General features: G+C 34.2%; 2 protein-coding genes and 1 pseudogene. All 3 read right to left on the reverse strand.

Features of this window, described 5'->3' with window-relative positions:
• Positions 1–51: 51 nt before the first annotated feature.
• Positions 52–384: pseudogene (locus tag IV64_RS11265) on the reverse strand (helix-turn-helix domain-containing protein); the annotation flags it as partial.
• Positions 385–582: 198 nt separating this feature from the next.
• The gene (locus IV64_RS11270) at positions 583–939 is read right to left on the reverse strand and encodes a hypothetical protein (RefSeq protein ID WP_024526904.1); all 357 of its coding nucleotides are present in this window, start codon (positions 937–939) and stop codon (positions 583–585) included.
• Positions 940–942: 3 nt separating this feature from the next.
• Positions 943–1,755 (reverse strand): ParA family protein, encoded by an 813-nt coding sequence (locus IV64_RS11275; RefSeq protein ID WP_024855822.1) that lies wholly within the window; start codon positions 1,753–1,755, stop codon positions 943–945.
• Between the last annotated feature and the right edge of the window lie 400 nt (positions 1,756–2,155).

A 2,155-nucleotide genomic window follows, 5' to 3' on the forward strand; every position in this document is an offset into this window, starting at 1 on the left:
AAGCTGATCTTTTTTGTCCGAACAGCGTTCGGATTAATTTTACAATCTACCATTTAGTCTACTGAGCCCCTCTAAATCAAACTTTCTTTGCCATTGCCAGATAGTACTTGGTGAAGAGAGGTTGAAATGTAGTGCTGTTTCTGGAAGCGAAGTTTTGTGCTGTTGTTTCCAGTTTAATACTTCTATCTTGAACTCACTAGAGTATTCCAAATTCATAGGTTTCGGTTTTAATCCTGCAATGCCAAAACGATTAAAGCGATGAACCCATAGGAGAATCGTTTCATTGTTGGCAACATGGTATTTTCTGGCCAATTGAATGGAACTAATACCCGTTAAATATTGTGTCACAATAGAAATCCGTAACTCTAAATTAAATTTAGTCATAGTAAAACCCCCGAGATTGTTGTCCAATCTCGGGGGTTCACTTCAGGTGGGTGGCTTTTTTGTGTGCATTCTGCTTCATTTAAACGGACAAGTATACGTCTAAAAGCTGAACGTGTTGTCTGAGCGCGCGTGGTGTTATTCGTTAATTTTGCAGTTATACAAGATGTCCATTCTATAGAACTATAGATCTATAGATATTTAAAAATCACGCATATTTTGTTGAACAGCTCTAACACTATCTATTACCAATTTTTTGCTTTGGTTCGGCATATTTTGAACATAGCTTTCAACGATTTCGTTGAGAACCTCATAGTTTCGCTTATTTTCAATGGTAGCTATTTGCTTTATGGCCATATGAGTGTCTAATTGTGCCTGGACAGACTTTGGAGTATCTTTTGCTGTCAATCTACGTTTTGGCTTAATTAGTACTTGGTCATTTGGCATGCTTCTGTGTTGTTCTTCAAATTTTTGTGGCTCAATTTTCTGAGGTCGTGTGGTTTTATTCTTTCTAGTTTCTCCAAAAGCACCTAATCCCATTTTATCGTTAGCAGTCATTTTTTAACCTCTAATCAATTTTAAACGTTCTAATAATTCATCTACAACCAAATCATAAAGATGGTGAACCCTTCTGTCGTTTATGTCATGGCTAGCATTATTTGTTATACCAGTGCGATCAAATCGTTTTAGTCTAGCCATCTGACGCACTTTTTGTTTAAACATGTTTGCATTGCCGAAGCTTGTAGTTGCATCTTCGATAACGTCTAAATCTAAATCATTTCCGTTTTGTTGTAAGACAGGTAAAACGCCTAACAAATCAATGTCGAGAGAGTAATCGTCTTTGATTTGCAATAAGTGCTTAACGTATGTTTCTGCCCCTCGCAATGAGCGCTCTTGGGTTTGCAAAATAACAATAACGTAATCACTTGCAACCAAAGCGGAATCAGTAAATTTGTTTAATTGTGGGGGAACGTCTAATATTACAAAATCATATTTACTTGAAATTTTTGATAATAGTTTAGAGAAATAATGATCTTGTGTGTAGTCATCAGGAAACGAAGAGCTTAGAAATTTATCATAGTTCTGTAAATCATCATCCGAAGGAAGTAAATCTAAGTTATCATTTACATGAACAATTGCATTTTCTAAACTACCTTTTTTTAAAGCAACTTCAAGCGTTTCGCTAAAATCAGGTTTAGTTCCATACACTTGGCTCATTGTTGTAAACAGCAAGTCTGTAGCATTAGCTTGTGGATCAAGATCTACTATTAAGGATTTTTTCCCTCTATTAGATAAGGTGTAAGCAATCATAACAGCATTAGTTGTTTTTCCAACTCCACCTTTAAAATTCCCGGTTGTAATAGTTGTGGTCAACATAGACACATCCTTTTGGGAAAAATTATAGCACAAAAAAATAAAATTCTATAGAAAATTTTATTCAAATCTATAGAACTATAGAAATTAATATCTATAGAACTATAGAACTATAGATCTATAGTTCTAATAAATAGCGAATATTGCCGACATAGCAGCTCTATAGAACTATAGATTTATAGAACTATAGAAATGAACATCTATAGATTTATAGAACTATAGATTTATAGAATTATAGATTACATAGTTCTATAGAACTATGTAAAAAGCGCCTTTACTTATTCTTGCTATTGAGATATTATTTAGACATAAAATAGAACATAAAAAAACACCCACCGACTGGCATCGGTGAGCGCCACATAAAAGTCATCGTTATTTAATGACTATTATATCATGGCCG

The sequence above is a fragment of the Lactiplantibacillus xiangfangensis genome (genome assembly GCF_001438845.1).
GTDB classification, from domain to species: domain Bacteria; phylum Bacillota; class Bacilli; order Lactobacillales; family Lactobacillaceae; genus Lactiplantibacillus; species Lactiplantibacillus xiangfangensis.

Coding starts and splice junctions, on each gene's coding strand:
- IV64_RS11270 (WP_024526904.1), bottom strand. CDS start 939: ATGACTGCTAACGATAAAATGGGATTAGGTGCTTTTGGAGAAACTAGA.